The sequence below is a fragment of the Flavobacterium riviphilum genome (genome assembly GCF_055231795.1).
In genome coordinates this window covers 38789-62762 of sequence record NZ_JBUYSY010000012.1, presented here as the reverse complement: position 1 = coordinate 62762, position 23974 = coordinate 38789, and the positions used below count along the sequence as shown (strand labels likewise).

Annotated in this window: 28 protein-coding genes and 3 tRNA genes; 23 read left to right on the top strand and 8 right to left on the bottom strand. The window is 36.5% G+C overall.

Going from position 1 to position 23974, the window contains the following annotated elements; all coding sequences use genetic code 11:
* The first annotated feature begins 9 nt into the window (after window positions 1-9).
* Genes ACZIX2_RS10995 through ACZIX2_RS10985 form a run of 3 tightly spaced genes read left to right on the top strand, consistent with a single transcriptional unit; the run spans window position 10 to window position 748 of the window.
* Entirely contained in the window at window positions 10-258 is a 249-nt protein-coding gene (locus tag ACZIX2_RS10995) for a helix-turn-helix transcriptional regulator (RefSeq protein ID WP_463340134.1), read from the top strand.
* Complete coding sequence (locus ACZIX2_RS10990) at window positions 245-559, top strand: hypothetical protein (protein ID WP_463340133.1); 315 nt, start codon at window positions 245-247, stop codon at window positions 557-559. The genes ACZIX2_RS10995 and ACZIX2_RS10990 overlap by 14 nt, the downstream gene beginning before the upstream one ends.
* Window positions 560-583: 24 nt before the next feature.
* A complete protein-coding gene (locus ACZIX2_RS10985) occupies window positions 584-748 on the top strand; it encodes a hypothetical protein (protein WP_463340132.1) in 165 nt (54 codons plus the stop codon).
* Window positions 749-1088: 340 nt separating this feature from the next.
* Here the strand turns inward: ACZIX2_RS10985 and ACZIX2_RS10980 are convergent, their stop codons facing one another.
* From ACZIX2_RS10980 to ACZIX2_RS10965, 4 genes are all read right to left on the bottom strand, one after another.
* Window positions 1089-1517, bottom strand: a complete 429-nt coding sequence (locus ACZIX2_RS10980; RefSeq protein ID WP_463340131.1) for a DUF6943 family protein — start codon at window positions 1515-1517, stop codon at window positions 1089-1091.
* On the bottom strand, window positions 1514-1966 hold the full coding sequence (locus ACZIX2_RS10975) for a JAB domain-containing protein (protein ID WP_463340130.1): 453 nt from the start codon (window positions 1964-1966) through the stop codon (window positions 1514-1516). The genes ACZIX2_RS10980 and ACZIX2_RS10975 overlap by 4 nt, the downstream gene beginning before the upstream one ends.
* Before the next feature lie 10 nt (window positions 1967-1976).
* On the bottom strand, window positions 1977-2207 hold the full coding sequence (locus ACZIX2_RS10970; protein WP_463340129.1) for a hypothetical protein: 231 nt from the start codon (window positions 2205-2207) through the stop codon (window positions 1977-1979).
* A 68-nt stretch (window positions 2208-2275) separates the two neighbouring features.
* On the bottom strand, window positions 2276-2683 hold the full coding sequence (locus ACZIX2_RS10965) for a hypothetical protein (RefSeq protein WP_463340128.1): 408 nt from the start codon (window positions 2681-2683) through the stop codon (window positions 2276-2278).
* 450 nt (window positions 2684-3133) lie between these two features.
* Between ACZIX2_RS10965 and ACZIX2_RS10960 the strand changes: the two genes are divergently transcribed.
* The 18 genes from ACZIX2_RS10960 to ACZIX2_RS10875 all read left to right on the top strand — a co-directional run bounded on the left by ACZIX2_RS10960 (window position 3134) and on the right by ACZIX2_RS10875 (window position 20192).
* Window positions 3134-3412 (top strand): hypothetical protein, encoded by a 279-nt coding sequence (locus ACZIX2_RS10960; protein WP_463340127.1) that lies wholly within the window; start codon window positions 3134-3136, stop codon window positions 3410-3412.
* A gap of 2 nt (window positions 3413-3414) precedes the next feature.
* A complete protein-coding gene (locus ACZIX2_RS10955) occupies window positions 3415-4779 on the top strand; it encodes a hypothetical protein (RefSeq protein ID WP_463340126.1) in 1365 nt (454 codons plus the stop codon).
* Complete coding sequence (locus tag ACZIX2_RS10950) at window positions 4779-5765, top strand: DUF6712 family protein (protein ID WP_463340125.1); 987 nt, start codon at window positions 4779-4781, stop codon at window positions 5763-5765. The genes ACZIX2_RS10955 and ACZIX2_RS10950 overlap by 1 nt, the downstream gene beginning before the upstream one ends.
* Window positions 5766-5775: 10 nt before the next feature.
* On the top strand, window positions 5776-6081 hold the full coding sequence (locus ACZIX2_RS10945) for a hypothetical protein (RefSeq protein WP_463340124.1): 306 nt from the start codon (window positions 5776-5778) through the stop codon (window positions 6079-6081).
* Window position 6082: 1 nt separating this feature from the next.
* Window positions 6083-6988: a hypothetical protein gene (locus tag ACZIX2_RS10940; protein ID WP_463340123.1), complete on the top strand. Its 906-nt coding sequence runs from the start codon at window positions 6083-6085 to the stop codon at window positions 6986-6988.
* Window positions 6972-7451, top strand: coding sequence for a hypothetical protein (locus ACZIX2_RS10935; protein WP_463340122.1), 480 nt, complete (start codon window positions 6972-6974; stop codon window positions 7449-7451). Before ACZIX2_RS10940 ends, ACZIX2_RS10935 begins: the two co-directional genes overlap by 17 nt.
* 25 nt (window positions 7452-7476) lie before the next feature.
* Window positions 7477-7671: a hypothetical protein gene (locus ACZIX2_RS10930; protein WP_463340121.1), complete on the top strand. Its 195-nt coding sequence runs from the start codon at window positions 7477-7479 to the stop codon at window positions 7669-7671.
* Entirely contained in the window at window positions 7658-8035 is a 378-nt protein-coding gene (locus ACZIX2_RS10925; RefSeq protein WP_463340120.1) for a hypothetical protein, read from the top strand. The genes ACZIX2_RS10930 and ACZIX2_RS10925 overlap by 14 nt, the downstream gene beginning before the upstream one ends.
* Before the next feature lie 140 nt (window positions 8036-8175).
* On the top strand, window positions 8176-8568 hold the full coding sequence (locus ACZIX2_RS10920; protein WP_463340119.1) for a hypothetical protein: 393 nt from the start codon (window positions 8176-8178) through the stop codon (window positions 8566-8568).
* A gap of 529 nt (window positions 8569-9097) precedes the next feature.
* Window positions 9098-9610, top strand: coding sequence for a phage antirepressor N-terminal domain-containing protein (locus ACZIX2_RS10915; protein ID WP_463340118.1), 513 nt, complete (start codon window positions 9098-9100; stop codon window positions 9608-9610).
* 87 nt (window positions 9611-9697) lie between these two features.
* Window positions 9698-10204, top strand: a complete 507-nt coding sequence (locus ACZIX2_RS10910; RefSeq protein WP_463340117.1) for a hypothetical protein — start codon at window positions 9698-9700, stop codon at window positions 10202-10204.
* A gap of 209 nt (window positions 10205-10413) precedes the next feature.
* Entirely contained in the window at window positions 10414-10716 is a 303-nt protein-coding gene (locus tag ACZIX2_RS10905; protein ID WP_463340116.1) for a hypothetical protein, read from the top strand.
* A complete protein-coding gene (locus ACZIX2_RS10900) occupies window positions 10709-11107 on the top strand; it encodes a hypothetical protein (protein WP_463340115.1) in 399 nt (132 codons plus the stop codon). The genes ACZIX2_RS10905 and ACZIX2_RS10900 overlap by 8 nt, the downstream gene beginning before the upstream one ends.
* Before the next feature lie 2 nt (window positions 11108-11109).
* Window positions 11110-11475: a hypothetical protein gene (locus tag ACZIX2_RS10895; protein ID WP_463340114.1), complete on the top strand. Its 366-nt coding sequence runs from the start codon at window positions 11110-11112 to the stop codon at window positions 11473-11475.
* A 109-nt stretch (window positions 11476-11584) separates the two neighbouring features.
* Window positions 11585-12127 carry a phage antirepressor N-terminal domain-containing protein gene (locus ACZIX2_RS10890; protein WP_463340113.1) on the top strand — a complete coding sequence of 181 codons (543 nt, stop codon included), beginning with the start codon at window positions 11585-11587 and terminating at the stop codon, window positions 12125-12127.
* A 104-nt stretch (window positions 12128-12231) separates the two neighbouring features.
* The gene (locus ACZIX2_RS10885; protein WP_463340112.1) at window positions 12232-16506 is read left to right on the top strand and encodes a phage tail tape measure protein; all 4275 of its coding nucleotides are present in this window, start codon (window positions 12232-12234) and stop codon (window positions 16504-16506) included.
* A 4-nt stretch (window positions 16507-16510) separates the two neighbouring features.
* Window positions 16511-18388 (top strand): hypothetical protein, encoded by a 1878-nt coding sequence (locus tag ACZIX2_RS10880; RefSeq protein ID WP_463340111.1) that lies wholly within the window; start codon window positions 16511-16513, stop codon window positions 18386-18388.
* Complete coding sequence (locus ACZIX2_RS10875; protein ID WP_463340110.1) at window positions 18366-20192, top strand: hypothetical protein; 1827 nt, start codon at window positions 18366-18368, stop codon at window positions 20190-20192. Before ACZIX2_RS10880 ends, ACZIX2_RS10875 begins: the two co-directional genes overlap by 23 nt.
* On the opposite strand, the gene ACZIX2_RS10870 is transcribed toward ACZIX2_RS10875, so the two are convergent.
* The 4 genes from ACZIX2_RS10870 to ACZIX2_RS10855 all read right to left on the bottom strand — a co-directional run bounded on the left by ACZIX2_RS10870 (window position 20184) and on the right by ACZIX2_RS10855 (window position 21724).
* Entirely contained in the window at window positions 20184-21311 is a 1128-nt protein-coding gene (locus ACZIX2_RS10870; RefSeq protein ID WP_463340109.1) for a tyrosine-type recombinase/integrase, read from the bottom strand. The two genes, ACZIX2_RS10875 and ACZIX2_RS10870, sit on opposite strands and share 9 nt — an antisense overlap.
* A 162-nt stretch (window positions 21312-21473) precedes the next feature.
* Window positions 21474-21547 (bottom strand) — tRNA-Arg (locus tag ACZIX2_RS10865).
* A 7-nt stretch (window positions 21548-21554) separates the two neighbouring features.
* A tRNA-Pro gene (locus ACZIX2_RS10860) sits at window positions 21555-21629 on the bottom strand.
* 11 nt (window positions 21630-21640) lie between these two features.
* Window positions 21641-21724: transfer RNA gene (locus ACZIX2_RS10855), tRNA-Ser, on the bottom strand.
* Window positions 21725-21963: 239 nt separating this feature from the next.
* Between ACZIX2_RS10855 and ACZIX2_RS10850 the strand changes: the two genes are divergently transcribed.
* Complete coding sequence (locus ACZIX2_RS10850; protein ID WP_463340108.1) at window positions 21964-23142, top strand: acetyl-CoA C-acyltransferase; 1179 nt, start codon at window positions 21964-21966, stop codon at window positions 23140-23142.
* 35 nt (window positions 23143-23177) lie between these two features.
* A complete protein-coding gene (locus ACZIX2_RS10845; protein ID WP_463340107.1) occupies window positions 23178-23939 on the top strand; it encodes a C40 family peptidase in 762 nt (253 codons plus the stop codon).
* Window positions 23940-23974 lie beyond the last annotated feature (35 nt).

Below are 23974 nucleotides of genomic sequence, written 5' to 3'. Positions count from 1 at the left end.
ATTATAACTATGAAAGAACCAGACAATGTAGTGGCGTCGATGCTTGTGGAAAGCAAACGTCAAAAAGTGGCGCAAATTATCCAAACTGCCCGAGTGCAAAAAGGATGGACGCAGGAGGAACTTGCGGAACGCCTAGGAATTAGAAGGCTAACGATTATAAAAATAGAGGGATGCAAGTATTCACCCAATGCGGATATTTTATATTCGATATTAGATTGTTTAGAAATACCTTTAAAAATTGGCAATGAAAAAGTTTGAGTTTACCCAGCCTGATTTCCTTTTTTGTGAAATCGTAATCAAAGATGATACGCAAAATGATGATCGCATTTGGATTTATCATCGTCCTAGTCTGTCACTTATTGAATTCATCAATGTAGATGATTTCAAGGATTTTCAGTTTACTGGTAAGCAGGACCGTTTTGAGTATTTGGACGAAAATTGGTTTGGCGTTTTTGTTCAGGATAATTGTGAAGCCACGGATCATAATGCTGATAAAGTTTTGAAAGCTGCGTGGCAATATCTGGAGGATTATTTTGTTTGGGAGGATGAGCAGGAGTAGTAAATAATTGATTATATTTACAATATGAAAGCAAAAAAATATCCAGAAGTTACTGTAACGATTATTAATTTTGAAGATGTCAAAAAAATATCTAATGAAGAAATCGTTCTAAAACGAAAATATGGCAAAAAGGAACGTAAAATATTGACCTTTAAAGTTGTTGATACTACTGATAAAATTAAATTATAAGTGAATTTTATGAAAAGACCAATATTTATAGAAAGCGAAAGAAGGAATTGGTTAGTTCCTGAGTTAGAAGTTCTAAAAATGAAGATCAGAAGATCAATTGATAGATCTTGGTATGGTAAATTGAATTATAAAATATTAGATTGGCTTTCTTATAAATTGAATTAAAAAAACGATAGTTTTTACACAAAAAGAAAAGAGAAAGAAAAACACAACGCCGCCCGGAGGGCGGAATTTTTTTTGAGCATAAAAAAACGCATAACTTCTAGGTTTGCGTTTAATTATTTCCTTCTTCCAAACGGAAAGATGAACTCTTTGCAAATATATAAAAAAAAACGCCCTTTTATTGGGCGTTTTCTTGTTTAGTAAAGTTTTGTAAAAGTTCACAGGCTAAAACTGTTTTTAATTGTACGTAATAGGCTTTTTTTTGCTCCTGTTGCTTTATTGCTTCGGTTATAAGATGTAAAGCATTTAATTTTTTTTGTGCGCTTACATCGTCTTTAATAGGGTTTTCTAAAAGTGGCTTTAATAGTTTTTTGTACTCTCTCAAGCTCAGAAAAGGAATAACAGAACCGCGAATGTAATATTTTAAGGTTCTGGAGGTGTAAAGCATGAAACAAATTTCGAAAGCGTTTTTTATATCGGTTTGCACTTCCCAACTGTTGGGAATTGGGTTTTTTAGGGGTCGCCCTGCGTGGAGTCCGTGTGATTGAATATAAAAAACACTTTCCCCAACCTTGGCGCGGTTGGGGTTGTATTTTGATATTTTCATAGTTCCCCGTTATCAGCAAATGAATAAAAATTTTCGTCTGTTATAATTAAGTGGTCAAGAATTTCAATATCTAAAAATCGGCTTGCTTCCTTAATTTTTCGGGTTATGGCTCTATCGGATTCGCTGGGTTGGAGTTTTCCGCTTGGGTGGTTGTGTGCTATGATTATAGCGGTAGCCAAACAATTTAAAGCGGTGGTAAAAATGGTTCGAACGTCTACGACTGTGCTTGTCATGCCTCCGCTAGAGAGTTTATAAAATCCTACTACTTTGTTTGAGTTGTTCAGGCAAAGCAAAATAAATTCTTCGGACCAGTGGAACGTATCAGCATTAAAAACTCGCTGAAAAATATGATAGGCATCTTTTGAGGATGTGATTTTTAAAAGTTCTGATTTTTTCAATTTCTTATCAAATGAAACTGAAATTTTAATTTCGGGTATATTGTGAATCATGGCGTATAGATTAAAAAATGTATTCGTTATAGTCGCTAGTGTTGTTGCTAAAATTGTCCTGTATAAACAGTTCCGCTATGGCTTGCGCTTTGTTGAATGCTTTTTTAACCTGTGCTTTGTAGTATTTGTAATCCTGGTAATTGAAAATTTTGGAGTATCCTCTGGCGTGTAGTGTTTCTTTTACTTGTTCAGACAATTTAAAAGATGTATTTTTGCGGCTGTTAGAATTTATTGGCGTCATGGCTTATAGATTTTAGTTTTTATAACTCCTGTACTCTTCGACCAGTACAGGAGTTTGTTTTTTATGGGTTATATTTCAAAGGTTAAAATTTCGTTTTCGGCTTCGCTTAGTAAAATGTTTAATTCGCTTTGCATGGCGTCACGAACTTTTTTAATTACGTTGGAGTTGCTCACGCTAAACTCAAAGCCTGATGAATTTTTGAGGATAATTTTTGCGTTGGTTTTGTCGTTGCCTGCATCAAACATTTTTAAATCGTTGTCTTTTTCTTTGAGTTGTTTAAATCTTCTGGAAACGGCTTCAAAATGTTCTATTCTGTTGATTCTTTCCTCTGCGGTTGGTTTTGGTTTGTCTACAAACTTTTCGATTAGGGCGTTTAAGGTTGTTTTTTTCTCTTCTGTGGTAGGTTCTGCCGTTTGAGCAATTTTTAAGTTTTTTGTAATTACCTCCGCTTTAGTGGCTTGTTTTTGTGTGTTCATCTTATTGATATTTAAGTTATTATTACTACTTAAAGATACAAAAATCCGTATATATACGGAAATATTAAGCCCTTTTTTTGAGTGTTTTTTTATGGTTTTTATAAATATATAATCATTCTAAATAAGTAATTTGTTTATTTTAAATATCTAATTTTTACAATGTTACAGAAAAAGAAAAATAGCAAAAAGACTGAAAAACAACAAATTAACCCAAATAAAAAAGGGGTTAAATGTGTTTTTGTCTTTGAAAACACCGTCCCGCTCAAAACTCTTTTTCTCTTTACCAATGACCCAAAATAAAAGAGATATGAGGGCGACCGACCGCCAGCACCGCACCACCGCACCACCACTAGCCCACCGCAGGTAACCATATACCTCATATTATACTCATGTCACACCGTAACTACTAGTGTTATAGTATCATTGTGGTATAATAAAACAGGTAATTACATGCAGCCCACCATTAAAATACATGAAGCTGTTAAGCGAATGCGAACGCTTACTGAAATTGGTGTTCCATTCTCCTTCTCGTTTTATTCTTACAATGCATCAAAAGGAACTACAGAGGGAGTGAAGCATGTAGAGAATGCACAGTTGCGCAAAGGATATCGAGATGATCAAAGCAATAAAGCCGATATACTCGTAGGGTATGTGAACACACACCAACAGAGCAGATGGTTCTATCTACCATTACTCTTGACATTCAACGGAATCAAAATAAAGCCATAGTTATGAATATAGAATATGTAGGCAATGGTGCTATAGTAGAAGCAGAACAAGTAACGTTTACTTATGAAGTAAGCGATACACCTCGTGATTTCTACAAACAAAAAACCAGTTCAGACAAACTAGATTGGAATAATCAAACCACTTTTGTTGGTGATTATCTTGTCTTTCCTTATGGTCAAAATAATGATCTTCCTGATGAAATCAAGAAGGTAGTTCAGACTAACTATATCGCTCCGGGTATCATTAAAAAGAAAACACAATTACTTTGGGGTTTAGGTCCTTTATTGTATACAGAAAAGATAGAGAATAAAAAATTGATTCGCAATTGGGTAGACGATGAAGAAGTGAAAACATGGTTAGAATCATGGGATTATGAAAACTACCTTGTGAAAGCCATTACTGATTTTCATCATATTGAAGGAGTGTTTACTAAATTTTATCTGAACAAAGGCTCTCGTATTGGTAAGCCATTAATAAGTAAATTAGAACATATCTATCCTGATAGAGCTAGGTTGGCCATACAAAAGAACAACCGAAATAAAGAAGCTACTCACGTAGTAACTTCCGATTGGTCCTATAAAGACGTGCAACAATTGTCAGAATTCAAGGCTTATCCCCTATTCGATTTTAGGGCACCTTTTCAACACAAAAACGCCATACTGTATTCTAACATGTACAGTTTTTGTACGGACTATTATACTGTGCCTGATTTGTACGGTTCTTTGGAGTGGTTGAATCGTTCTACTGCGGTACCGATAATATTTGCAGCACTGTCCAAAAACAGTATCAATCTAAAATACCACATTGTTTCTCCTCAAGCATTTTGGGACAAGAAAAGAAAAGATATCGAAGCCAATTGTACTACTAGAGGTGTAATATTTAAGGATTCGATGCTAGAGGAATACAAAGCCAAATTCTTAAAGAAAATAGGCGAAGTACTTTCAGGTGATGCAAATACGGGTAAGTATCTGCACACCACTAAGAGCTTTACAGTAGAAGGAACCAATCTCATTGAGCATGGTTGGGAAGTTAAAGTAATTGATCAAAACATCAAAGATTTCGTTGAAGCGCAAATCAAGATATCACAACGTGCCGATCATGCGCTTTCAGCTGGAATTGGCTTGCACTCTGCTTTGGGTAATGTATCCGAATCAGGCAAAAGCGACAGCGGTTCAGAGCAAATATATGCGCTCAAAAATTACCTCATGACAGGAATTGACATTCCCGAAATGATCGTAATGAAAGCCGTCAACTTTGCTCTAAAAGCCAATTTTCCTAGCAAGAAACTAAAACTAGGCTTCTATCACGAAACGGCCGAAAAAGAGCAAGATGTAAACCCAAAAGACCGACTAATAAACAAAGTATAATGAAACTGCTATTCAACACTACAGGAACCACAGGTAACACCGAACTTAAAGAATTGTTAGGTTTTATCGATGCCGATATCAAACTGAAAAACATCCTTTCAGACATCATCACTTCAACCAATGAAGTAATTGATTTGATAGGAAAAGAAGTTTATGATAAAGCAGTTGCAGCCTATAATGAAGGAGATTATGCAGAGGCAGATAAGATGTTTATTTACGCCGTTCGCTACCCTATTGCGGTTAATTCTTATCGGCTTTATGCTCCTTCAAATGACATCACCCACACCAACAACGGGCGTAAAATGCGCCAAGACGAAAATCAAAAACAAGCATTTGAATGGATGATTGATCGCGATAACGCTTCGTTAGAAAAAAGATACTACCGCGCATTAGACGATTTGATAAGTTTTTTAGATAATTCAAAAATTGAAAGCGAAACACCCGAAACGCTATATACATTATGGACCAAAAGTAATGCCTTCAAGGCTACTCATGATTTGTTCATCAGAACTACAGCAGATTTCGACAAATATTTCCCTCTAAAATCAAGATTACTTTTAATAAAACTAGCCCCTGGAATTTCGGATTGCGAGCACTATGAGATAAGACCCCGAATCGGTCTCGAAAAAACCAACGCATTGAAACAGGCGCTAAAAGAGAATACACCACCCACCGATGCCACAGATTTGGCGTTGATTCGACTGATTCAAAAAGCATCGGTGGCGTATTCCTTTGCATGGGCTATGCCAAGACTTTCAGTACAGCTTTATCCAGAAGGCGTTTTGCAACACGTAACCAGCGATAGAGCCACGACCAAAGGAGCAAAACCCACGCTAAAAACAGAAACACAAGAAGCGGCTCAGGCTTGGAAACTCGATTACGAACGTATTTTTACCGAAATCGAAAATCTTATTACGCCACCAGCACCAACCGAAGAGGTGACCATTCCTACTCAAACCATAGACGATAACTTTATTTCACTCTAAACCATTATACATGAAACTTTTTGTAAAAATCAATCGCTTTTTTAGTTATCTATTCAACTTTAGAAAAATTCAAACATTCAAGAAAGTCAACAAAAAGCTAGAAAAAAAACTAGCAGATAGAGAGGTTGATCGTATTATACTTAAAGGACAAATCATCAAAATGGTACGCAAATACCTTAGAATTGATGCCAAGTCGGAGTACATTCCAAGAGAATCAAGAAACAACACCGAAATCAGAGAAAGAATATTGGCTGAGTTTGGGGATGCTATGAATAAACATGGAGTAAAAATCAATAGTAAACTAGAATTGATTTAAGATGCACACCATAGAAATTCCAGAAGCCAAGATACGCCGATACATACCTTCGGATCTATCCGAGTGCGATGCAGAGCAATACATTGCCATGTGTCAATTGATTTTCTTGTTTCAAAACCAAGAAATCAGCTATGATGTATTTCGAGTACATGCCGTGTACAAACTCATGAAAATGAAACCAAAAGTCCAAAAAAGCGAAGAGGATTTGGATAAGTTTGCCAATGTATACACCCTAAGCGAGCTCATAGACGATTTCTTCGAAATAGACGAAAACGGACAAAAAACCATCAAACAATACTACATACACAATCCGGTACCAAGCTTCAAACCGCTCTTTACCACTTTGTATGGCCCAACAGACAGTTTTATGAATATAACTTTTGGTGAGTATACCGATGGATTGCGTTTGTTTCATGATTTTCATGCCACAGGCGATATGCAGTTTTTGAAGCTCTTATGTGCTTTGTTTTACCGACCCAAAAAGCGTTTTCATTGGTTCAAAAAACGTCAAGCCAATTATAATGGCGATCTGAGAAAAAAATACAACTCTGCAACACTAGAAGCAGATGCAAAAAAACTACAACACGCCCCTATTGGCTTTGTTTATGGTTTCTATCTTCTTTTTGCGAGTTTTCAAAAATATCTTGTTGATGCCAAAATTATGTGGGGAGGCAAAGAACTCGACTTCTCCATTCTATTCAAAGGAGATGGAACCACCGACCCCGACACCACCACGCCCGACATTGGTATGGACACCATTGTCTTTACACTGGCCGAAAGTGGTGTGTTTGGAAAAGTAGAAGAAGTACGCAATACCAATTTTTGGGAAATACTCATCCGTATGTACGATTTACGAAGAGCCGATTTAGAACGTCAAAAACAAGAACAACATGCTCCCAATACCTAGAATACTCGAATACCAAGCCGAAGTAGCCGATCAGTTGCGAGACGAAACCGGAAAAAAGCTATTCAATTACGTCGATATGATTATCGACAAACAAGAACTAGCCAACGTGCTCAAAGAACGTGTGCCCGAAGAAAACAGTTATCTCATTTCCGTAATGCCGGATTATGCCATCAATGGTGACGAAGACAATGCGAAATGGGAAAATATCCTGCAATTCTTTATCCTGGACAAAACCGATTATAGTGAGCATGACCGCGACAGCTTCCGTAATATTTTCATAAGCACCCAAGCCAAGGCGCAAGCATTTGTAGAAAAACTACTCGAAGACAAAGCCAATGTAGACGGAATATTTTGTGGGTTTCTTTCATGGCTCAAAGAAGATAGTATAACGGTTCGCCCTGTGATGTATCTAAACGATTGCAACGGATGGACGATTGAAATAAATTTGGAAACAGGTTTATAAATCCGTATATTTACGGAAAAAAACCATGACACCAACAGAAATCGAAAAACTATTTTTCCAAACCATCGAAGAAAAAGCCGTTTACAAAAAATTAGAAGGCATATCCGAAGACAAAATCTACAATTGGCGCAAAGGTCGAGGCGCCAAACCCCACGTAGGCGAAATGCTTCAAGTGTTGTACCAACTCAAACTAATCAAAGTAACCCATGAACCTAGCTGAATCCCGTGAACGCTTTGCCGATGATATCCTAGAGCGCCGTTTCATTCGTAGAGTGATGCGCGACAGCAGTAAGGACATTGACCAAGCGCAACGCAAATACATCTCCAGTCGTGGTTTTGAAAACGAAGATTGGAACTCAGGCCGTGGCTTCCTCATTGCCGATGATGGCATGGAATACACCCACTACAAGAAGCATCGTTTTGTAGACATGCGCGCCCGCAACACCAAAAAAGGCAAACAACGCAAGAAATCCCACCCCATACACAACCGCATTATTTGGGGCCACTACAACAACATCATCAAGGAGCTGCACTTTGGCTTCACCCACGCCATCAAAGAAGAATTGATGAAAATACAGGATTAATTTTGTAAAGAATTTTGCAAACGAATGTCAAGAAAGTGGTAAAAAGTTGTAAAAAGTGGTGGTTAATAAAGTAAAAACTATATATTTGTCGTGTACAATTGCCAAAACAAATGTACATAACAAACGTATTTAGATTAAAGATGAACAAAAACCATCATATAAACGTTAATTTCAAAAACTCGGAAGCAAAAGTCAAAGCAAACATTGTTTTGATTTCTTTTAAAGAATCAGATAATTATATCGTTTATTCTCCACATCTTGAAGTAACCGGATATGGTAAAAGCGAAGATGAAGCAATGAGTTCTTTTAACCATTGTCTAGGTGTTTTTCTGGATTACACTACAAACAAAAAAACGTTGCACAAAGAATTAAGTCGACTAGGTTGGGAACTAAAAAAAGGTAGTGTTAAGCGGCCAAAAAAAATTAGTGCTCCATCAATGACAGATTTAGCAATGCATAATCAGCAATTAAAGGAATTATTGAATAAACACGATATTTCTACAATTCAAAAAGAAGTTGCTATACCTGTGTAATGAATGAATACCTATAAGCTTAGCAATATTCCTCTAAAAACTATGATATGGTTTTTAGAACACAACGGATTAAAACATATAACAACAGAAGGAGGACATGCAAAATATACACGTTCTGATTTATTAAGACCAATAGTTATTCAAACCCATATTTGTCCAGTACCAGAATTTATAGTCTCTCAAATATTAAAACACTTAGGTTATAACAAAAAATCTTTTCATATTTACATTCAAAAAAATTATTAAATCCCTCAATATCGAGGGATTTTCTTATTTCAGGCCCTTAATTTAAAATTTTAATTGTGTAAAAAATGTACTCACAGTACATTTTTATGATATATTAATGTATATTTGTAATCGTAATCCACAACTTACATATACAGTATAGGTAATTTATTTACCAAAACAAACCCTTAAGAGTGCGTTGTGGCCTCTTAGGGGTTTTGTTTTATAACACCTCAAAGAGTTTAATTATAAAAATACCTGCGTACCGCCAAAAAACACACAAACCTTTATAAAACAACTACTTATGAAAGAATTAGAGTTTAACCAAGAAAAAATGCTTTTCACTTATCAAAACAATGAGTATTATATTGCGATAAAGCCTATATGTGTTGCGCTTGGCGTATCTCATAAGCATCAATACGAAGTCATAAAAGCAGACGATATTCTAGGAGCTGAATACCGTAATTACGGTATTCAGGTAGAGAGTCAAAAACGTAAATTTTTATGTCTACCTGAATATTTAGTTTATGGATGGCTATTACAAGTGAATTCGTCGGATCCAAAATTCAAAGAATTTAGAATAGAATGCCATCGCGTATTACATGAATACTTTAAAGGAACTGTTTTGGGTAGAAAGTCATTAATAACCCAAAAAGCAAATCTTATAACTACAAACCAAAAAATAGAATTAAAATTAATAGCAAATCCTGAATTTAATAAATGGAAAGAAAACGAAAAGAAAATAGAAAAAATTAACGCATTGCTTCGTAATCAGGACAAAACAATAATGAAAGGAGTCATGACGTTGTTTGACTAACCCACCCACCCAAACATTTCCCACTCTCTATCCCTCAATATCGAGGGATTTTCTTATTTTTACCACTTAACCTTTAAAATTTTAATTATGTTTTGGATTATTGTTGTTTTCGTAGTTATTCTTTTGTTTTTTGCGCTTGGTTCTGAAGCAAACGCTAATACTGATAAATTTGAAAAAAGATATAAAAAAAAGACCTCTGACCTAGTTGCTGCAGGTACTTATGTTTCAGGACATCCGAGTCTTGATAATTCATTAAAAGAGACGAAATTATTATTGAATGATGATGTTGTTAAAATATTCACCGTTGACCATACAGGTTTTGTTTTTAGAGCCAATATTGAAAAAGATTCTATTGAAAATGTTGTTATGGAAGATGCTTCTTCTATTCAAAACAGAGTGACGGTTGGCAGATTGTTACTTACAGGAATATTTGCTTTTGCTTGGAAAAAAAAGACAAAACAAGAGTGCGCTTATTTGGTTATAGAATGGAATCAAGGAAAGTTTAAAAACGAAACTATTTTTGAATTTGAAGGATCAGGTTCTGTTCAGAAAGCCAATACATTAAGGAATAAGTTTATTACTTACTTATCGTAATTACCAAAAATAAAGTATGCATTCGCATACTTTTTATTTTGCTCAATCAATTTATATTTGTACGTTTGCTCTGCAAAAATACCTAACGGAGCAATCCACTGAAACTTTTTTAAAGTTAACATAAGCGAATCCTCGCCATGATGTCCCATAGGAAACGAAGGGAAATCTATCCGTTAAGGGTATTTTTGCACATCTAAAGCGAGGATTTCGTGCGTTTAATATTTTCGATTATGCAAAAAGAAAAGATTACCCCAAGCACCCAAGCCGTTATTACGGCTTTAACACAATTTACAAACGATCAGTTATTTGCTGATAGTTTGGTAGAACTTCCTGTAGACATGCAGGACATTGTAGAGCGATTGCTAGAGACCGAGCACGCTAATGAGCTAGAGGTGCGCCTCAAAGCCTTGCGTTGTCTTAAGTTCCTTAGGGACTTTAGCAATGCCATGAGTCCGTTCTCTCATGACGAAATTGCCATAGCTACTCACTATACACGCACGAGTCATGTCTAAAGTAGCCCTAACCGTGTATTATGCCAAAGGCATACGAGTAGCTCTCAAAGACAAAACCTTTAAAGAAGCCATGCAGCTCATTTGGCGAACCCAAAACTTTGGAGAATACGAACCTCTCAAAATGGTATTTACCACCACTAGCAAAGTATTGTTTATGGATCGTAATGCGTTTCATGCTTACCTCGAAGGTGACCTAAGCATGGCGGAACTCATTGAACTCACCGAGTGCGACGAACTCTATCGTAACAAAAAAGATTTCATTTTCGAAAACGGCTTGGTAGTCGATGCAGGCGCACTCTGGAAAGCCCACCGCAAACAACTCACTCTTATCGATGATGACAATGTATTCAGTACCGAAATTGATTTAACCATTTTTGAAATAGCAGAATAATTATGGAGATAACAAAAAACAAACCTATAGTTATAGGTTCTTATGAAGGTGTTGATTTTCATTATGTATTTAATGAAAACGAAAGGTTTTTAATTAATGCTTCAGACATTGCAAATCATTTTAATCTAAATCTAAGTGAGTTTTTAGAAAATAAAGATACTGACAGACACATAAAGCATTTGTTGAAAACCGAGAATACAATAGGTCAAACAAGAACATTAGACGATGTTATTTTAATTGATGACGGAGTCTATTATTTTCATAAGTTTTTAATTTATGATTTATGCAGAACGATTCATCCATTTTATTGGTGGATAGATGGTTTTTTCTATGATCTTATGGTTGAATATCAAAGTCCACTCAATTAATATTAAAAGTCACGTTATGTGACTTTTTTTGTTAAAATTAATTTTAACTATTTGATATACAAATATTTATGATATATTTGTAAAATAAAACTTATTAAAACATATATTTATGAGTACAGAATTAATTTCTACAATCAACAACGAAAAAATTGTAATTGTAATCGACGAAGATGGGCAAAAGTTTGTTCCAATAAAACCAATTTGCGAAGCACTAGGTGTGAATTACACATCGCAATTAGAAAAGCTAGAAAGTGATGAATTAATCGAGGGAACTATCCCCCTGAGGGGTACAGTTGGTGCTGATGGAAAAACTAGAGAAATGAAATGTATTCCATTAGAATTTGTACTTGGTTGGCTTTTTTCAATTTCTCCAAAAAACGTAAAAGAAGAAGTCAAAGAAAGTTTAATTAACTACAAAAGATTATGTCATAAAGCACTTTATTTGTATTTCACAGAACATTCGTCTTTTATTGAAGAAAAGGAAAGAAAATTAAATGAATATGTAGACAAAGAAGCGGAAGCTAGAAATAATTTTAAAAATGCTGAAAAGCTTTTAAAAGAAATAAGAACTGAACGAGATGTTTTTAGAAAAACAACATTTGAACAATGGAGGGCAAATAATAATCAATTAATAATAAATTTTATAGAATAATTCCAAAAACCAAATACCAATCCTAAAGCCCCGAATTTCGGGGCTTTTTTATGTCACATGATTTTCCTTTTTTATAAGCCAATTTTACTGAAAATCAGTAGAAAATGGCAAAAACTATCTCCGATGAGCAAATGAAAATAACCATGATTATCAATGGTAATGAAGCTCAAAAACAACTCCTTGATTTAGAAAAAAGTACCCGTTCGCTTAATGAGCAGAACAAAGAGAACTTACGCATAAAGAAATTGCTTGAAACACAAGGAAAAAAAGACACCGAGGAATACAAGCAACTCACTGCAACAATTAAAGCTAACACCGCCGAAATCAAAGCAAACAAGGATAAAATGTCCGAGTTGCAAAAAGAAATCGGATTGACGGGGTTGACTATGTCGCAATTACAAAGCAAAGCGACTATGCTACGAAACACCTTACGTAATATGGTGCCAGGTTCTGATGATTATAAAAAATACCAAGCCGAACTATCGCAAGTCAATTCCAGACTAGACGAATTAAGAGGGCGTTCGCAAACCGCGCGATCCTCAATAGGCTCCCTTGCAGATACCTTCAACCGCTACCAAGGTATAGCCGTAGCCGCTATTGCATCGTTAACAGGTGTGGCATTGTCCATTCAAAAAATCATTGACATCAACGGCAAACTTTCCGATGCGCAATCCGATGTAATGAAAACCACCGGAATGACTAAGGATGAAGTCGACGAGTTAACCAAGTCTTTTGGACTACTCCAAACCCGTACTTCTAGAATCGACCTCTTAGGCATAGCCGAGCAAGGTGGGCGTATCGGTATTGCCAAAGAAGAAATTGGCGATTTCGTGAATGTCATGAATAAAGCTGCAGTAGCTTTAGGCGATTCCTTTACAGGCGGTGCCGAGGAAGTGTCGAACAAACTCGGTAAAATCAAATTCTTATTCCAAGAAACCAAGGATTTGAACGTTGACGAATCCTACAACGCTATCGGTTCTGCCATCAATGACCTTGGTGCCAATGGGGTAGCGAGTGAAAATAACATTGCCGAATTTACCACTCGTATTGGTTCGCTAACCGATGTATTGAAACCTACCATACAAGAAACCTTAGCCCTTGGAGCCGCCTTTGAAGAATCAGGTATTGAAGCCGAGGTGTCTTCTCGTGCCTATGGTATCTTCATGAAACAAGCCAGTACCGAGAGTGCCAAGTTTGCCCAAGTAATGGGAATCACCCAGGGCGAAGTTGAGAAAATGATCAATACCAATCCGCTCGAATTCATGCTCAAATTCTCCGAAGGCATGAAAGGAATGGACGCCACCAAAACCGCAAAAACTTTAGATTACCTGGGCATTTCTGCCGATGGTGCCAATAAGGTAATTGGGGCGATGGGAAACAATACGGCTCGTTTCCGTGAATTGATCGATCTATCAAACAATTCCTTTGCCGAAGGAACCTCATTGATCAACGAGTACAATGTAAAAAACAACAATCTAGCCGCTACGCTAGAGAAAATTAGCAAAACCGTATCAGGCTGGTTTTCTTCTGAAACGTTTGTAAAATGGTTAACAGGAGCCGTTGATTGGTTGGCTAAATTTATTGGAGCTACTGAAGATGCGGACGGTCAAGTTAAAGGCTTTAGGAATATATTGATTTTGTTTACAAAAACATTAATTGTTCTGGTAGCTTCTTATATGTCATATAGTGCATCATTAAAGTTTGTAGCCTATTGGTCTAAAACTGTTGAGGGTTTACAGAAATTGTTAAACGTAGCCAATGGTAGAGGAAAATTTATATCTGACTTGTTAAGAGGAAGTACCTTGTTGCTGTCATGGGCGTATAATTCCTTAACAGGGAATACCATTCGTGCAAATGCAGCAATGAAGCTTTTTAATACAACAGTTAAAATATCTCCTTTAGGGATATTAGTGACAACGGCAATTGCGCTTGGAGTTGCTTTTTTTGCATTCAAAAAAAGTGCAGACGATGCTGCTAAATCAATTAAAAAGGTTGGTTCAGAATCAAAATTAACGGAAGAAATAACTAAAAATTTAAACTCAAATTTTGCAAAAGCATCAACTGAATTAAAGTCAAAAATAGAGCCTTTGATTGCTGTTTTGAATAACCAAAATGTTTCTCTTGAAACAAGAAAAAAAGCTTATGAGCAATTAATAAAAATTTCGCCAGACTTTGTAGGGACTGTTGACAAAGAGTACAGAGCCACTGACAAATTAAAAACCGTCTATACTGATTTGCTTGCAAAAATGCAGGAAAAAATGAGGTTTGAATCTATGAAATCGGTACTGCAATCAAAGTATGATGAAGAAGCAAAAGCATTAGATAGGTTAATGACTGCGGAAACAAAAGTGGCAAAAGAAAAAGCAAAACTAGATAGAATTGAAAAAGAAATAGCTAAATCTAAACAAGGAGGTAGAATTGCTTTTATCAGAGATGATTATAATAAATCCTTAGAAGAACTGACCAATGCTCAAAATAATTATGCTGTAGCTCAAAAAAACATTAGTATTGTTGAAAGCTATAGGACCAAACAGATTGAAAACTTAACGAATCAACAAAAGAAATTAGCTAAAGACTCTAAGGAGTGGCTTGCGATACAAGCAAAAATCAATGCTTTAATAGGTACACAAACGACGACTGATGAAGTTGTAACTCCTGCAAATACACCTCTTGGTAAACCAGCGGGTAAATCAGACGATGCAAAAAAGAAACAAGAAGACAAAGCCAAAAAACTATTAGAAGATACTCGCAAACTCATAAGCGAAAGGTTAAAGCTAGAGCGTGAAGCCGAGGATATCCGTTTGTCTCAAATGGAGGAAGGCGCACGCAAAGAAATCATTATTGAGCAAGTAAACCTAGACCGTAAAATAGCAGACCTAGAAGCTGGATTAATCAAGGAACAAGACATAAAAGAAGCATTTGCCAAAGCCAATAATACCAAAAACGACCAAGTAACCCGTGATTTTTGGCGCGCACAAGCCAATGCTTGGCGAGCAAATAATGATAGCAATAATGAAGAAATGGAAAACGCTGTTGTGCTTCATAATCTCAAAGTAGCTACCATAAAAGAAAAGTATGCGAAAGCACAAATAGAAAAAGAAGAGGAACAATATGAACTAGAAAAAGTACAGCGAGAAACCGCTTTTAACAACGAATTAAATGAGCTCGGTCTTAATGACGAACAACGAAAAAAACGTCAAGAAGAGTTTGATAAAAAAGAACTCGTTATTCAAAAGGCTCATCTTGAAAAACGTATTGGTCAATTAAAAAGTCTTTTGGCAGAGGGTATTCTTACTCCTGAAGCTAAAGAAAAGCTTTTAAAAGATATTGCTTTTCTCGAATTGGCTGCATCCAAAATACAATTAGCCAAAAAAGGTAAAAGCAAAACAGGATTAGAAGAAATTGGTGATGCTGCTAAAGGTGCTTTTGGAGATGTAGATATTCTTGGTTTTACTCCTGAACAATGGGAAACTACATTTTCTAACCTAGATACTTTAGCAGGACAATTGGCAGCTGGAAATCTGATAGTTGCTGCTCTACAAAACGGTTGGGCTCAGTATGCAAATTATCAAAATGCAGTAGAAGCTAAACAGTTAAGTAATTATGAGAAAAACAATAACGCAAAAAAGAAAAAGTTAAAAAGCATGTTGGATCAAGGGGTTATCTCTCAAGAATCCTACAACAAAAGAGTTGAAAAGCTTGATCAGGAATATGAAAAACAAAAAGCAGAAATAGATTATAAGCGCGCCAAACGTGAAAAATCAATGGCTTTAGTTGGAGCCATTATTAATACTGCTAAAGCGGTAACGGCTGCGTTGCCTAACTTAATTTTATCAGCTTTGGCTGCTACAATGGGGGCTCTTCAAATTGCGACAATCTCAAAACAACCCCTCCCCGCCAAAGGACACGAAGAAGGCTTATACCCAGAGTATGTAAAACGCACCCAAGATGGCAAAACGTTTCGCTCTCGTTATGGCGGTAAAACCCGCTCAGGGTTGGTGAGTGATACCAGCCACTTCTTGGTAGCCGAGAACGGCCCCGAAATGGTCATCGACAACAAAGCATGGCGACAAATGGATCCAGCGGTAAAAGATGCTCTAGTGCGTAACCTGCAAGGCATTAAAGGCTTTGAACAAGGCTTGTATAATCAAGATACTTTGCGTTACGAGGTGCCTGCAACTTCTACCGCTCCTGCTACCACGGCCAACGATGCGCAATTGTTGCAAATGGTGTTGGCTGTCGTGCAAGAAAACACAGCGACCATGAAGTACCTTCAAGAAAACGGAGTCTACGTGACCAACAAAGACCTCAAATCCATGAAAAACCTAAAAGAAGGGATTCAGGACTACGAAAATTTAAGAAACAAATCAAAAAACTAACACCATGCCTGTACTTAATCAAGAATGGGGACCAATCCCCGCTATAGCGGAATACACCTACAACAATGGCGTGCTTACCCCAGCCATGCCATCGCAAGTAAATTTTCAAATTAAAGATGCTAGTAGTATTTTATCCATACTAAATGAATACAATGATCCTAAATATTCTGACACTTCTCTAGGGTGTACAATGAAATATTATGGGAGTTCAATTGAGTGGGTTAATCCCAGTTGTTATACAGGTAAAGGATATCCAATAAACGAAGGGGTAAAAGACTTTCATTATGATGGAATGACTTTTTCTTATACTCCTTTGTTTCAAAACTTACATTTATTACCGGTTGGTGACCATATGTTTACTCATAATTTTGTGGTATATGGTTTAACCTTTTTAGGCAATGTTTGGGAAGAAGCTTCAACATATACTTTTCAAACCATTTTGCACGTAACAGGAACTACACCTCCTCCTAGTGGCACGCCTACTGCGTTCACTCCTGAAACATTGGCTTTCAAGCATTCTAAAGGAGATGTGTTGCCAATGAAAACCATCAATATATCAGGTAGCAGTTGGAAACTTGAGGGGAAACCAAATTTTGTTTTTTCTTCTCCTACTCCTGGAGTTACCATTGGTAATATATCTGATGGTTTAGGCACACGTATGCAAGCCACGGGAACAGGTAGTGCTGTAATTAATGTTACATTGGGAAGTTTCTACGAAACATCAGATAATTTTGATTTATCCGACTTGAATACACAATTCAAAGTAAACGACTTGGAATTGGCTACTTTCACAATGATGAACGTTCAGGTGACAGTAGTAAAATTGTCAGATTTTCTAGTGGTGCCCTACGTACCTAATCGGGATGCTTTTACTTTGGACCCTTTGTTTTATGAAGTCAAAACGCAGGTGCCTGACACGTATTTTCAGTTGGATGCTATCGTGAAAACCTATAATTATTTAACACATGAAGAATCCGAAACTTTAATACCACAACGTGTTGTGCCTTTTAAAGGAAGAGGAAAAGTCAATTATGGCAAATTAATCCATCGTTTAATGCATCGCATTGATGCCGTGAATGAAACCGAATTACAGTACCAAAAAGCAACATTATCGCTTACTTGTACAGAGAAATATCTTTCTACTGATGCAGTAGTGAGAACAGGAACAGCACCATTACTTGATTTTGTAGCAGGACTGAGCCGAGGGTTAACAAACTATGGATTTCTTGATTTTAATCCTCTTCCAAATCGTGTAACACAAAACAGTTTTGCTTATCTCAATATTTGGGTAAACGAACCCAATTATGAACTTAGAATATTGAAAAACGGAACCGAAGTAAACGCTATTCTTCTTCCTGATCCTAGTGATAAGTTGATAACCAAAAAAATAACATTTCAAGACTTTACGAAAGGGGATGTTATTGAAACTGTACTGGCAAAAGTTGGCGAAACTAATCCAGAAGCACCCACTAAGAAGTTTGTAGTATTCCCTGATTCCTTCTACTCCTGCCATTTAGTTTGGGAAAATGAATTCAAATTACAATCGGCCATAGAATGTACCGGAACCGCTTCCATTAAAACCGATTTTGAAACGATTGAACAGACGTTGTACATAAATCTAGTAGAAGTTATCGAAACCCTCGAAACCTCTAAGGAAGTAAAACTAACCATCAATACAGGTTGGTTATCAGAAAACGATGTGGATACGGTCGAAAGTTTGTTGCGCTCCCGACGTATTTGGATGACAAAAGAAGATAAAACCATTGCTTTGCGTTCCAAACCCAAATATATGCTCAATCGAGATTACGAAAGAGAGCTAATCGAATATACTTTTGAATTCACCATAAACAGAGCCTACGATGAGGAAACTTATACACTCTAGTTTCGAACTAGATTTATCTACCTTCAAAATAAGTGATACAGAGGAAAACTCGTGGTTTTCTGACGTGTTTTTCACCAAATATACCTTTCCTTTTGATATTGATTTGGAAGATGATTTGGATAAAGCATTTGGATTTATCTCGCAATACAACACCCGTCCACTAACGTATTACGAAGTGAAATATGTGCACAATAATAAAATAGAAGATGCCATTTTTGAAATAGAATCGCACGAACAAAAACTAAGTTGCGTGCTGCGTTTTGGAATAGAACAATTGCCAAGTTTTGACAAAAAACTATCGGAATTGCCTTTGGATAAATTTGATTTGCCTGCTGGAACCACTATATTTCAACATGCCGAAACGGTAATCCCTCAAGGTTTTCCTGCTGTAAATTACAATTTTCCTCAAGTACACGTTGACAAATATGATCCAGAAGATGGACTTTGGACAGGCTTCGAAAAGATAATCAACAACCGAAAAAACGGCGTTTTTCTAGAAAACACAGTCGATACGGTAAACGATATTACGTACAACAGAAACGTAATGCAACCACTGCCTTATTGGATTCACGTTTTACAAAAAGGAATGGAAGCTTCAGGTTTGACTTTGACAGGCAAAATAATGAATGATCCGCGTTTGCTTAAAGCTTGCTTGTTTGGTGATGTAGACTATTTTAAAAAACCAAGTTACGAACAAGAAATAAACGTGTTGCAAATGTCCGAAGATGCTGTAGAAACATGGGGGAACAAATTTCAGCGTTTTTATAGCAAAACCACGCTAACATCACCAGGGAAATATAATATTGACGGAGTGATTAAAAGCCTTAGATGGTCCAATAATAAGTGTACGTTTACGATCAAATATCGAAATACGGTTCTGTTTAGTCAACGTTCCTACCCTACAGATATGTTTCATGGTACAACATGGCGAGATTACACGGTTGACGTGTATTTTGAAACGGTAGCCGATGCTAATCCTCACGAAATCATCATTGAGGGAGGTGTAGATTATTCGGTTGAACAACCAATAATTGACGTTGGGATATATCTAATTAGATTGAATGATATTACAGGGGCACCCGTTCCTAGTGTTATCAACGAAAACAAAATCGATTGTACTAAGGCGGTGCCAAATGTTACTTTTGGCGATTTTGTAAAGGTGGTAAAAAATTGGTTCAACTATGACTTATCAGTCAGTGGTAAAAACGCAGTCATGAATCCAATTGAAGACGAAATCAATTATCAGGAAGCAATTGATCTTCAATTTACCGAAATAAAAAGACCAAAAAGAGACTTTCAACAAGGTATGTCGTTCCTGTTGAAATTTGAAGAAATAGATAACAAAGAATTCAAATTCCTGCCCGTGTATCAAGATCGCGAACAGGTATTGAATGCCAATTTTAAAGAAGATGATAAAACCGTGCCTATAGAAATAAATGCCTTGCCTTTGCCTTTATTCACTCGCGAAAATGTACAAACCGCCTATGCTTTAGAAAATAATGACTCAAAAGTCTACCTAGTGCATTATGACGGTTTGGTTAATGGGAATAACTATGCTAAGACAGAAGAACCATACTTGTTGCCTTCAGTACATTTAGATTACTGGGTCAAATGGTTCAACTTCAGAATTAATGCTCACAAATTCAGATGGACATTCAAGGCTTGGCAGGAAGACATTATTAACTTAAAAGTGAAAGCAAAAAGTTACGCTTACAACCGATTTCATATCATAAAAACCATAAATCGTACCGAAATCAAGCCTGATTTGTACGAAATAGAGATAGAAAGCGAAGGATTAGAATAGATTATCTAATAGGAAAATTTCCGAGTTAGCATCTGCTTGAACAATGTGAACATAGATCATCGTTTGTTTTATATCGGTATGCCCTAATAAGCGTTGCAATTTTTCCACCTTTCCACCGGCACGCAAGAAACTAGTTGCAAACGTGTGTCTTGCCACGTGAAAAGTTACGTTTTTAAATATTTTCAATTCTTTCATAATCTTCTTCAGCTCATCGTTGATATGCTGGTCTGCAAATTTCTTTTCAAACAACAAAGGCTCGTGATTAATAATTTCACGGGCTTTTTCGTTCATCGCAATAGTTTGATCCAACTTTGTTTTTTGGGCCACGAATGAAATGTAATTATCCATAAAGTTATTGCGAGTCAATTTCTGAACATCAGACAGTCTTAGTCCTGTCATCGTACTAAAAAGGAAATACCCCATAATCAAACGATGAGAGTCGTTAAGAGTATTACCATAATAACATTCAAAGCAGCGTTTTAATTCATGAATAGTTAGCGATGTACGGTTTCCTTTAGTGCTGCCTACTTTTATTTCGTCTATGTTTAAGCTCAATTTAATGCCGTGCTTCACGGCAAGGTTTAAGAACTTTTTAATAGCAGCAATATTATTAGCGATAGTTGTTGATGCGTTTCCTTTTTTGCGATAATACTTAATGTATTTATCTAGCCAAAGCTGGTCGATATCGGCAAAAGTGACCTCGTTATCAAAAGCCTTGATTTTTTCCAATACCGCTTTGTATCTTCTATAGGAACCTGGTTCCATCAGCACCTTCTCTTCTTCCAGCATCATTTTGTAAAAAGCCGTAAACAGAATTCTAGGCATTCCGTTTAGGAATTCATTCTTTAATGCTTCCGTTGAAAGCGTTCTATCTGCAAGCCGATAGGATGTTTTGATAGCTGTCAACTTCGATTTGATGTTGTCCAGGATCAAGTTGATGTCTTTATTTTCTTTTGAAACCGGCAAAAGCATTTGTGTTTTGGGGTTCCATTGTTTGCGGTTAACGTAAATATCCAACGCGATACGTTGTTTTTTTTGATTCGCAGCAGTTATGTTGAGATACATTGGAGCAAGTCCATTTTGTACATCATACTCTCGCAACATAAATTTTTCTTTCATTGACACGTAAATTTTGTTCGTGTCCACTAGCGTGTCAAAAAGACGATCTGATTCAGTAAATACAGGCATATAATAAAAAGGTTAAAAAACAAAAAAAGCGCACAAAATCAGGCCTTACGCCTTTTATGTGCACTTTGTTTTTTAGCTAATTATAGCCATTTGTGAACGCAGAAGGATTCGAACCTTCGACCGCCTGCTTAGAAGGCAGGTGCTCTATCCAGCTGAGCTATGCGTCCAGTGTAGTCGGGGTGGCAGGATTCGAACCTGCGGCCTCCTGCTCCCAAAGCAGGCGCGATAACCGGGCTACGCTACACCCCGAGTTGCAAAAGCGGAGAGACAGGGACTCGAACCCTGGCGACGATTGCTCGTCGACAGATTAGCAATCTGCTCCATTACCACTCTGGCACCTCTCCTAAAGCAAGATTACTATCTCGTTTTGCGGTTGCAAATTTAAGGCATCTTTACGGTTCTTACAACTTTTTGGATGCTTTTTTTTAATAATTTTTTATTTTATTTTTAAAAGTCTTCATAATCAGTACAATATGTTGTAATTTTTTTTTTTATAGGATTGTTTTTTTATAAAATTAAATTTAAAAGCAAAAAAATAACAAAAAAGGTTAAATTTGCTTTAAAACAAACCATTATATAAATTATGAGTAAAAAAGTAGTAATTGTATCTGCTGTTAGAACCCCTATAGGGAGTTTTATGGGAGCACTTTCAACTATTCCAGCTCCAAAATTAGGAGCTGCAGCTATAAAAGGAGCCATTGATAAAATCAACCTTAATCCAGCCCTAGTAGATGAAGTATTTATGGGTAATGTTATACAAGCCGGAGTTGGACAAGCACCTGCTCGTCAAGCGTCCTTGTTTGCTGGACTTTCTAAAGAAGTAGCCTGTACTACAATCAATAAAGTTTGTGCTTCAGGAATGAAAGCCGTGATGTTTGCGGCACAAGCCATTCAATGTGGAGATGCAGAAATTGTTATAGCTGGTGGAATGGAAAACATGAGTTTAATACCTCATTATACACACCTTCGCACTGCAACAAAATTTGGCCCCACTACTCTTGTTGATGGCATGCAGAAAGACGGGTTAACTGATGCCTATGATAATAATGCCATGGGAGTAAGTGCCGATTTATGTGCAAAAGAATATCAAATTTCACGTGAAGAACAAGATCATTTCGCTATTCAATCGTATCAAAGATCTGCTCAAGCATGGAAATCGGGTAAATTTGCCAGCGAAGTGGTTCCTGTTGCGGTTCCACAAAGAAAAGGTGAACCTATACTTGTGACTCAAGATGAAGAATATACAAACGTCAATTTAGATAAAATTCCAGCATTAAATCCTGTATTTACTAAAGAAGGTACTGTAACAGCTGCCAATGCTTCTACCATAAATGATGGTGCGGCTGCAATGGTATTAATGAGTGAAGATAAAGCTAAAGCTCTTGGGTTAACTCCATTGGCCTATATAAGAGGTTATGCTGATGCGGAACAAGAACCTCAATGGTTTACTACAAGTCCTGCAAAAGCGTTACCTAAAGCCTTAGCTAAAGCCAACTTGTCATTGACTGACGTTGATTTTTTTGAATTTAACGAGGCTTTTTCAGTGGTAGGGTTGGCTAATGCAAAAATTCTTGGTTTGGATAATGAAAAAGTAAATGTGAATGGTGGTGCGGTGTCTCTTGGTCATCCTCTTGGCTGTTCTGGAGCTAGAATTATCGTAACCTTGTTGAATGTTTTAAATCAAAACAACGCAAAAATAGGAGCTGCAGCTATCTGTAATGGCGGAGGTGGTGCTTCTGCTATTGTGATAGAAAGAGTTTAATCACTTGAATTATATACATAAATAACTATAGAATAATGTTTGGCATTTGCAATTTAGCCGTTATACCGCTCCGTTTTGAACCAAGTGATAAAAGTGAAATTACCTCTCAAGTTTTATTTGGCGAACATTTTGAAATAATAGACACGCATAATCAATGGTCTAAAATTCGTGTACAGTTTGACAAGTATGAAGGATGGGTAGATTCAAAACAATATCAATTAATATCTGAACAAGATTTTAAAAATCTCTCAGAAGATACAATTATTCTGAATGGCGATTTTGTTGAATACATAACAGGTCCGAATAACTTGTTATTACCGATTACTTTGGGGGCTAGTTTGTCTTTTTTACATTATCCTGAAATCAACACCAGTCAATTTGGATTTGAAGGGATAAAAGAAAGTGGATTAAAGGACAGAAACAATTTGATTAAGACTGCTTATAAGTATTTAAATGCTCCTTATTTATGGGGTGGGAAAACCCCTTTTGGTATAGATTGTTCTGGTTTTACTCAGATGGTGTACAAACTTAATGGAATTGCACTTCTTCGTGATGCCTCTCAACAAGCGCTACAGGGCGAAACTTTGAGTTTTATAGAAGAGGCACAACCTGGCGACTTGGCATTTTTTGACAATGCAGAAGGAAGGATAACACATGTTGGAATCATTTTACAAGATCATTATATCATACATGCTAGTGGTAAGGTACGAATTGATAAGCTTGATCATTCTGGAATATTTAATGAAACGACCCAACAATATACCCATAATTTAAGGGTAATCAAAAAAATAATCTAAAAAAAAAGTTGTTCAATTTTGAACAACTTTTTTTT

Coding starts and splice junctions, on each gene's coding strand:
- ACZIX2_RS10995 (WP_463340134.1), top strand. CDS start 10: ATGAAAGAACCAGACAATGTAGTGGCGTCGATGCTTGTGGAAAGCAAA.
- ACZIX2_RS10990 (WP_463340133.1), top strand. CDS start 245: ATGAAAAAGTTTGAGTTTACCCAGCCTGATTTCCTTTTTTGTGAAATC.
- ACZIX2_RS10985 (WP_463340132.1), top strand. CDS start 584: ATGAAAGCAAAAAAATATCCAGAAGTTACTGTAACGATTATTAATTTT.
- ACZIX2_RS10980 (WP_463340131.1), bottom strand. CDS start 1,517: ATGAAAATATCAAAATACAACCCCAACCGCGCCAAGGTTGGGGAAAGT.
- ACZIX2_RS10975 (WP_463340130.1), bottom strand. CDS start 1,966: ATGATTCACAATATACCCGAAATTAAAATTTCAGTTTCATTTGATAAG.
- ACZIX2_RS10970 (WP_463340129.1), bottom strand. CDS start 2,207: ATGACGCCAATAAATTCTAACAGCCGCAAAAATACATCTTTTAAATTG.
- ACZIX2_RS10965 (WP_463340128.1), bottom strand. CDS start 2,683: ATGAACACACAAAAACAAGCCACTAAAGCGGAGGTAATTACAAAAAAC.
- ACZIX2_RS10960 (WP_463340127.1), top strand. CDS start 3,134: ATGCAGCCCACCATTAAAATACATGAAGCTGTTAAGCGAATGCGAACG.
- ACZIX2_RS10955 (WP_463340126.1), top strand. CDS start 3,415: ATGAATATAGAATATGTAGGCAATGGTGCTATAGTAGAAGCAGAACAA.
- ACZIX2_RS10950 (WP_463340125.1), top strand. CDS start 4,779: ATGAAACTGCTATTCAACACTACAGGAACCACAGGTAACACCGAACTT.
- ACZIX2_RS10945 (WP_463340124.1), top strand. CDS start 5,776: ATGAAACTTTTTGTAAAAATCAATCGCTTTTTTAGTTATCTATTCAAC.
- ACZIX2_RS10940 (WP_463340123.1), top strand. CDS start 6,083: ATGCACACCATAGAAATTCCAGAAGCCAAGATACGCCGATACATACCT.
- ACZIX2_RS10935 (WP_463340122.1), top strand. CDS start 6,972: ATGCTCCCAATACCTAGAATACTCGAATACCAAGCCGAAGTAGCCGAT.
- ACZIX2_RS10930 (WP_463340121.1), top strand. CDS start 7,477: ATGACACCAACAGAAATCGAAAAACTATTTTTCCAAACCATCGAAGAA.
- ACZIX2_RS10925 (WP_463340120.1), top strand. CDS start 7,658: ATGAACCTAGCTGAATCCCGTGAACGCTTTGCCGATGATATCCTAGAG.
- ACZIX2_RS10920 (WP_463340119.1), top strand. CDS start 8,176: ATGAACAAAAACCATCATATAAACGTTAATTTCAAAAACTCGGAAGCA.
- ACZIX2_RS10915 (WP_463340118.1), top strand. CDS start 9,098: ATGAAAGAATTAGAGTTTAACCAAGAAAAAATGCTTTTCACTTATCAA.
- ACZIX2_RS10910 (WP_463340117.1), top strand. CDS start 9,698: ATGTTTTGGATTATTGTTGTTTTCGTAGTTATTCTTTTGTTTTTTGCG.
- ACZIX2_RS10900 (WP_463340115.1), top strand. CDS start 10,709: ATGTCTAAAGTAGCCCTAACCGTGTATTATGCCAAAGGCATACGAGTA.
- ACZIX2_RS10895 (WP_463340114.1), top strand. CDS start 11,110: ATGGAGATAACAAAAAACAAACCTATAGTTATAGGTTCTTATGAAGGT.
- ACZIX2_RS10890 (WP_463340113.1), top strand. CDS start 11,585: ATGAGTACAGAATTAATTTCTACAATCAACAACGAAAAAATTGTAATT.
- ACZIX2_RS10885 (WP_463340112.1), top strand. CDS start 12,232: ATGGCAAAAACTATCTCCGATGAGCAAATGAAAATAACCATGATTATC.
- ACZIX2_RS10880 (WP_463340111.1), top strand. CDS start 16,511: ATGCCTGTACTTAATCAAGAATGGGGACCAATCCCCGCTATAGCGGAA.
- ACZIX2_RS10875 (WP_463340110.1), top strand. CDS start 18,366: ATGAGGAAACTTATACACTCTAGTTTCGAACTAGATTTATCTACCTTC.
- ACZIX2_RS10870 (WP_463340109.1), bottom strand. CDS start 21,311: ATGAAAGAAAAATTTATGTTGCGAGAGTATGATGTACAAAATGGACTT.
- ACZIX2_RS10850 (WP_463340108.1), top strand. CDS start 21,964: ATGAGTAAAAAAGTAGTAATTGTATCTGCTGTTAGAACCCCTATAGGG.
- ACZIX2_RS10845 (WP_463340107.1), top strand. CDS start 23,178: ATGTTTGGCATTTGCAATTTAGCCGTTATACCGCTCCGTTTTGAACCA.